At 34.7% G+C, this 7,353-nt stretch carries 8 protein-coding genes; 3 read left to right on the top strand and 5 right to left on the bottom strand.

The genetic code is table 11. The annotated features are described in order from the left end of the window. Positions 1 to 69 precede the first annotated feature (69 nt). Positions 70 to 366, top strand: a complete 297-nt coding sequence (locus FPG59_RS12145) for an isoamylase early set domain-containing protein (RefSeq protein WP_086454861.1) — start codon at positions 70 to 72, stop codon at positions 364 to 366. Between the two features lie 18 nt (positions 367 to 384). Here FPG59_RS12145 and FPG59_RS12140 read toward each other — a convergent pair whose 3' ends face one another. From FPG59_RS12140 to FPG59_RS12120, 5 genes are all read right to left on the bottom strand, one after another. Further along, positions 385 to 1,209 carry a thymidylate synthase gene (locus tag FPG59_RS12140; RefSeq protein WP_086454860.1) on the bottom strand — a complete coding sequence of 275 codons (825 nt, stop codon included), beginning with the start codon at positions 1,207 to 1,209 and terminating at the stop codon, positions 385 to 387. A gap of 18 nt (positions 1,210 to 1,227) precedes the next feature. Further along, positions 1,228 to 2,511: an amidohydrolase family protein gene (locus tag FPG59_RS12135; protein ID WP_086454859.1), complete on the bottom strand. Its 1,284-nt coding sequence runs from the start codon at positions 2,509 to 2,511 to the stop codon at positions 1,228 to 1,230. A gap of 122 nt (positions 2,512 to 2,633) precedes the next feature. Further along, positions 2,634 to 3,257, bottom strand: a complete 624-nt coding sequence (locus FPG59_RS12130) for a bifunctional nuclease family protein (protein WP_086454858.1) — start codon at positions 3,255 to 3,257, stop codon at positions 2,634 to 2,636. A 147-nt stretch (positions 3,258 to 3,404) separates the two neighbouring features. Then, positions 3,405 to 4,370: an electron transfer flavoprotein subunit alpha/FixB family protein gene (locus FPG59_RS12125; protein ID WP_086454857.1), complete on the bottom strand. Its 966-nt coding sequence runs from the start codon at positions 4,368 to 4,370 to the stop codon at positions 3,405 to 3,407. A gap of 73 nt (positions 4,371 to 4,443) precedes the next feature. Next, positions 4,444 to 5,190 (bottom strand): electron transfer flavoprotein subunit beta/FixA family protein, encoded by a 747-nt coding sequence (locus FPG59_RS12120; RefSeq protein WP_086454856.1) that lies wholly within the window; start codon positions 5,188 to 5,190, stop codon positions 4,444 to 4,446. Between the two features lie 291 nt (positions 5,191 to 5,481). Here FPG59_RS12120 and FPG59_RS12115 point away from each other — a divergent pair, with 291 nt between their 5' ends. Both FPG59_RS12115 and FPG59_RS12110 read left to right on the top strand, forming a co-directional pair. Next, on the top strand, positions 5,482 to 6,459 hold the full coding sequence (locus tag FPG59_RS12115; protein ID WP_086454855.1) for a pyruvate dehydrogenase complex E1 component subunit beta: 978 nt from the start codon (positions 5,482 to 5,484) through the stop codon (positions 6,457 to 6,459). A 98-nt stretch (positions 6,460 to 6,557) separates the two neighbouring features. Further along, the coding region (locus FPG59_RS12110; RefSeq protein ID WP_140344650.1) for a carboxypeptidase-like regulatory domain-containing protein at positions 6,558 to 7,353 on the top strand (796 nt) is incomplete at its 3' end.

Genomic DNA, 7,353 nt, shown 5'->3' with positions numbered 1-7,353 from the left:
ATCAATGAGCGTTTGTATCTTGGTTGATTTTTAGTTACTTTGTTGTATAAATCTATAAATGAAATAGTTATGTCAGTTAAGAAACAATTTATCAAAGCTAAACCTGTCTGTAAAGTTACTTTTTCTTTTCCTGCTAAAACAGCTCAACAAGTGGCCGTTGTAGGTGATTTTAATAATTGGGATCCTTCAGTTGGTGCATTAAGTAAATTAAAGAACGGTACTTTTAAGGGGGTTTTTGATTTGGATAAAAATGCAGATTACGAATTCAAGTATCTAGTAGACGGAAACTACGTCAATGAACCTGAAGCTGACTCCTACCGATGGAATGCATTTGCTGGAAATGAAAACAGTGTTGTAGTTGTTTAAACTATAACACTGTTTTTATTATACTGCAACACTTCCTTTTATACTGTCATGAGGATCATATCCTTCTAGAGTAAAATCTTTAAATTCAAATGCAAAAATGTCTTTTATTTCTGGGTTTAAGATCATTTTTGGTAAAGGTCTTGGGCTTCGGGTTAATTGCAGTTCTAGTTGTTCAAAATGATTGTTGTAAATGTGAGCATCGCCAAAAGTGTGAATAAATTCGCCTAATTGTAAGTTGCAAACTTGTGCAACCATCATGGTTAGCAATGCATAAGAAGCAATATTAAACGGCACACCAAGGAAAATATCGGCACTGCGCTGGTATAGTTGGCAGGATAGCTTACCATCCGCTACATAAAATTGAAAAAAAGCATGACACGGCGGTAAGGCAGCTTTGTTATTAGCAACATTTTCTTCAAATGATTTTGTTGTATCTGGCAATACAGAAGGATTCCATGCTGACACAAGCAATCTCCTGCTGTTAGGATTGGTTTTTAATTCTTGTATCAAATCTGAAATTTGATCAATTTCTTCGTTATTCCAGTTGCGCCATTGTCTTCCATAAACAGGCCCTAAATCACCATTGGCATCTGCCCAGGCATCCCAAATTTTAACTCCGTTTTCTTGAAGGTATTTTATATTAGTATCTCCTTTTAAAAACCATAACAATTCATAAATAATTGATTTTAGATGCAGTTTTTTAGTAGTTACCATTGGGAAACCTTCGTTTAAGTCAAAACGCATTTGATAGCCAAAAACACTTTTTGTGCCCGTTCCTGTTCGATCTCCTTTTTGACAACCGTTTTCCATAACGTGTTGTACTAAGTCTAAATATTGTTTCATGTTTAGTTTTTCAAAACGTTAGTTTTTGTAGATTTTACCGTCTTTCATTACAAAAACTATTTTTTCAAGTGTTTTTATTGTTGTAATAGGACTTTCATCAACAGCAATGATATCTGCAAGAAAATTTTCTTTTATTTGACCTACAGTATCAGCTATTCCTAATAAGAATGCATTTGTAATTGTGGCTGCTTGTATTGTTTCTAGCGCGGGCATTCCGGCTTCTACCATATAACCAAATTCTTTTGCATTATTTCCGTGTGTAAAAACACCTGCATCAGTACCAAATGCAATTTTCACTCCTTTTTTATATGCTTTGGCAAAAGTTGCTTTCAGTTGCGGACCTACTTCTCTTGCTTTAGGTACTACAATTTCAGGATAGTATCCATTCACTTCTGCGTTTTTCTCTACTTCTTTACCTGCAGTTAGGGTAGGGACAAGGTAGGTATCGTATTTTTTCATCAACTCCATGGTTTCCTCACTCATAAAAGTACCGTGTTCAATGGTTTTTATTCCGCCAATGATTGCTCTTTGCATACCTTCGTCACCATGAGCATGTGCAGCAGTGAGCATGTTGTAATCCTTAGCTGTTGATGTTATTGCTTTTATTTCTTCTAAAGTAAATTGAGGATTTTTTCCGCTTTTTGCCACGCTTAATACACCGCCAGTTGCAGTTATTTTAATTACATCGGCACCTTCTTTATAACGTTCTCTTACTGCTTTTACGGCTTCCTCGGGTGAGTTTATTACTCCTTCATGTGGTCCAGGATCACCTACAAGTTTACGATTACTACCGTTTGTTGGGTCAGCATGACCGCCAGTGGTAGCTATAGATTTACCTGCAGTAAAAATACGTGGACCTTTTACAATACCTTTGTTGATGGCGTTTCTAATAGAAATATTTACACCTGTACCGCCCAAGTCTCGTACTGTTGTAAACCCTGAAAGTAAGGTTACCTCGGCACATCGAACAGCTTGAAAAGCAATATCTGCTTCGTTTTCCAGATACTTAGACATATAGCTTTTAGTATCGTGTTCGCCCTCTATATGAACGTGAAGGTCAATTAAGCCTGGTAAAACGTACTTTTTCTTAAGATCTATTTCAATATCATTTGGTTGAGATTTCGATACAAAACCTTCCTGAATCTTTATAATTTTATTTTTGGAAACAATTACGGTGTGGTTTACCAGTTCTTTTCCAGTTAAGGTGTTTAATACTTTTCCACAATGCAAATAGATGTCTTGGCAAAAAGCATCAGTACTGCATCCTAATACAAGTAGGAGTAAGGCAAGTTTTGTTTTCATAGTTTGATTTATAGGTAATTGCAATCAAATATAGGATTTAATAAAACAGTTTTCAAATAAATGTTGTACTGTTTTAGTATTGCCAATTCTAAATAATTAGTATCCTTTATGAATTTCTTGTGTTATCTTTTTGAAATTTCATCACGTATTTTAGCCGCTTTTTCGTAATCTTCATTTGTTACAGCTTGATCTAATAAATCATGGAGCTCTGGCAAAGTGTGCTTAGAATAGGTGTTTCCTGCTTGATTTGATTCGTCTTCATGACCAAAAGTTTCTGGATTTGATAATACATCATCTAGGTCTTGATTGTCTTTGTTGGGATCAAGAGGATTTGTTTTTAGGAAAATTCCAGCTTTGTCTAATATGTTTTTATAGGTAAAAATAGGAGCTTTAAAACGCAGAGCCAGTGCTATAGCATCTGAAGTTCGAGCGTCAATGATCTCCTCAATTTTGTCTCTTTCACAAATAATACTAGAGTAGAAAACTCCATCTACTAGTTTGTGAATGATAACTTGTTTTACTACAATATCAAAGCGTTCTGCAAAATTTTTAAATAAATCATGAGTCAAAGGACGTGGTGGTTTTATTTCTTTTTCTAATGCAATGGCAATTGATTGGGCTTCAAAAGCACCAATTACAATGGGTAGTTTTCTTTCGCCGTCAACCTCGTTTAAGATTAAAGCGTAGGCTCCATTTTGAGTTTGACTGTATGAAATTCCTTTTATAGATAGTTTAACTAAGCTCATAATTGTGTTGATGGAAAAGTACAAAATACTTTTTTTTAATTAAAAGTAACTAGCATTTCCTGTAAAAAGAAATGCTACTTAAAAGCAAAGATACAAATATCTTGATTTAAGTAGCATTTAAAATGTTGTAATGATTTCTTTTCCTTATTAGTTTTGCGCTTTAAAGGCTTTGAATTTTTCAATTAATTGAGGTACAATTTCAAAGGCATCACCTACAATTCCGTAATCAGCAACTTTAAAGAAAGGCGCTTCAGGATCGCTATTGATAACTACTTTAACTTTAGAAGAGTTGATTCCGGCAATATGCTGTATAGCACCTGAAATTCCAATAGCAATATACAAGTTAGTGGCTACCGGTTTTCCTGTTTGTCCTACGTGCTCTCCGTGAGGTCTCCATCCTAAATCAGAAACTGGTTTAGAACAAGCTGTTGCAGCACCAAGTGTTGTTGCTAATTCTTCAATCATTCCCCAGTTCTCTGGACCTTTAAGTCCACGTCCTGCGGAAACTACAATGTCAGCATCAGCTATAGAAACTTTTCCAGAACCTTTTTCAACAGATTCTACTTTAACTCCAAAATCATTTTCACCGATTGTTGGGTTGAAATCTACTTCGGTTGCTGAAACAGCATTTTCAAAAATTCCGTATGAATTTTTGGCTAAGCCTAAAATTTTAACGTCAGTATCTATTTGAGTAATGTTGAAAGCTTTATTTGAAAAAGCCGTTCTTTTTACTTGAAAAGGGCTTGTAGAAACTGGTAAACCTACCACGTTTGATGCAAATCCAGCCTCAAGTGCAACTGCAACTAGTGATGATAAGTAAATACTATCTGTAGTGCTAGATAATAAAACTAGTTTTGAACCTTCTTGTTGTGCAGCTTGCTTAATAACATCAGCATAAGCTTTTGCAGTAAAACCAGATAATTTATCATTGTTTACTTTAAGAACTTTGTCTACACCGTATTTAGCTAATTCAGATACATCACTTGCATTAACAGTGACAGCTGTCACTGTTGTTCCTAGCGTTTCAGCTACTTTTTTTGCGTAAGAAGCTAGTTCGAATGCTACTTTTTTGAATTTTCCTTCTGCGTATTCCGCGTATATTAATATTGACATACTATTTTTGTTTAAAGTTTAAAGTTTAAGGTTTAAAGTTTAGCAACTGAAAACTGTGACTGAAAACTGATTACTAAATTACTTTTGCTTCGTTGTGTAATAAGTTAATTAACTCATCTAAATTATCTGCAGATACGAGTTTCACAGCTGATTTAGGTGCAGGTTTTTCAAACTTAACTGCTTTTGTGTTTACAGTAGCGTCAACTGGCTCTAGGATAGTTAAAGCTTTTGTTCTTGCAGTCATAATTCCTCTCATGTTTGGAATACGCAAGTCTTTTTCTTCTACAAGTCCTTTTTGTCCACCAATGATTAATGGTAAAGTAGTGGCAACAGTTTCTTTTCCACCATCAATTTCACGTACTGCTTTTACATTAGTTCCATCAACTGTTAAGTTAGTACAAGAGTTTAGGAAATTATAACCTAAAATTCCAGCGATCATTCCAGGTACCATTCCACCATTATAATCTAATGATTCTTTACCTGCAATAACAATATCGTATCCACCTTTTTTGATTACTTCGGCTAATTGTTTAGCTACAAAAAATCCGTCAGTAGGTGTTGCGTTCACACGAATAGCTTCGTTAGCACCAATTGCTAAAGCTTTTCTTAAAGTAGGTTCAGTGTCAGGACCTCCTACATTTACAACAGTAACAGTAGCACCTTGTTGCTCTTGAAACCAGATAGCACGTGTTAGACCAAACTCGTCATTTGGGTTAATTACATATTGAACACCGTTTGTGTCAAACTCTGAATCTCCGTTTACAAAGTTAATTTTTGATGTAGTATCAGGAACGTGACTGATGCAAACTAATATTTTCATACCTATATTTTTAATTATTCTTAATTTCTTTTACAAATTTAAAATATTAATTTGAATAATATACTATGCGTGCATAATATTTTTTTAAAATTACAACGTTTTCGTAGCCCGGATAGTAGCGGCATCCTTCCTGTGCTGCCTTTAGGCACAGGAAGATACAGCGTAGAGCCGGAAAAAGCTCCTAAAAATCATGCGTGTAAATCCTGAATTAATTTAGTATGATTTATGCTTTTAAGTGATTTAAAATATTTATTTTTGCTTTTCGAAAATTAGACACATACAACATATAATATGAGAACGATACAATTTAGAGAGGCTATTTGCGAAGCGATGAGTGAAGAAATGCGTCGCGATGAGTCCATATACTTAATGGGTGAAGAAGTTGCAGAATATAATGGTGCTTACAAGACGTCTAAAGGGATGCTTGCAGAGTTTGGTGAAAAAAGAGTGATTGATACTCCTATTGCAGAGCTTGGTTTTTCAGGTATTGCAGTGGGATCAGCAATGAATGGTTGTAGACCAATTGTAGAATACATGACTTTCAACTTTTGTTTGGTTGGGGTTGATCAAATTATTAATAACGCTGCCAAAATGCGTCAAATGAGTGGTGGCCAATTTAATGTGCCAATTGTTTTTCGTGGGCCAACTGCTTCGGCAGGGCAATTAGGTGCAACGCACTCTCAAGCTTTAGAAAACTGGTTTGCAAACACTCCAGGTCTTAAAGTTGTTGTTCCATCTACAGTTTATGATGCAAAGGGATTATTAAAAGCAGCTATTCGTGACAACGATCCTGTTATTTTCATGGAATCTGAGCAAATGTATGGTGATAAAGGTGAAGTGCCAGATGGTGAATATGTAATTCCGTTGGGAGTTGCTGATATTAAAAGAGAAGGTACTGATGTAACAATTGTATCTTTTGGTAAAATTATCAAAGAGGCTCATATTGCTGCTGACGAATTAGCTAAAGAAGGTATCTCTTGTGAAATTATTGATTTAAGAACAGTACGTCCGATGGATTACGAAACGATTTTGACTTCGGTTAAAAAAACCAATCGTTTAGTAGTACTTGAAGAGGCTTGGCCTTTTGCAAGTGTAGCATCGGAGATTACATATATTGTTCAAGAGCGTGCTTTTGATTTCTTAGACGCACCTATTCAACGTATCACAACGGCTGATACTCCTGCGCCTTACTCTCCGGTTTTATTAAAAGAATGGTTGCCTAATGCTGGTGACGTTGTGAAAGCGGTAAAGAAAGTAATGTATAAATAAAATTCAAATACAACTCTTGTTGATGGAGTTTGTATTTGTGATTTTTAACCTTAATAACTTCATCAATGGTTTCTATTGATGAAGTTTTTTTATTTGTTATGAAAAAGTATCTTTTGATTTTGACTTTGTTTTTTTGTGGTGTATTCCATACCGTATTGGCGCAAACCAAAATAAGCGGTATTGTAGTAGACAAACAAAACCAGCCGATTCCGTTTGCTAATGTGGTTTTTAAAGGATCAAGTGAAGGAATTGTTACGAATGAAGATGGGAATTTTTATTTGGAATCCCAAAAGACGTATACCGTTGTGTTGGTTTCCTCAGTAGGTTTTTCGGAAAGAGAAATTACCTTAGAAAAAGCAGTTAACTATAATTTTAAAATCACGCTTAATGAAGCTGAAAGTTTAAATGAAGTAGTAGTATTTGCAGGTAAAACTTCAAAGAAAAACAATCCTGCGCTAGATATTTTGAGAAAAATTTGGGAACGAAAACGTAAAAACGGTTTGTACCAGTTTGATCAATACCAAATGGAGAAATACGAAAAAATAGAATTTGACATGAACTCCATTGACAGTGCTTTCATGAAAAATAAAATTTTCAAGGGCATGGAGTTTATCTTCAATCAAATGGATACATCAAGAGTTACGGGTAAAACGTACTTGCCTATTTTTATTAATGAATCTCTTAATGATGTTTACGGAGATAATGTTTTAAAGAAAGTAAAAGATAAAATTAAAGCCAGTAAAACATCCGGGTTTAATGGCAATCAGCAAATATTAGCTTTTGTCAAAGATTTATATTCGGATTATAATATTTACAACAATCACCTAACTTTTTTTGACAAGAGTTTTACGAGTCCATTGTCTAAAACAGGAATTGATGTCTACAATTATGTAC

This window comes from Flavobacterium sp. FPG59, assembly GCF_002150205.1.
Classification (GTDB): Bacteria; Bacteroidota; Bacteroidia; order Flavobacteriales; family Flavobacteriaceae; genus Flavobacterium.
The sequence above is the reverse complement of the archived record's forward strand: the minus strand, read 5'-3'. Positions and strand labels throughout refer to the sequence as shown.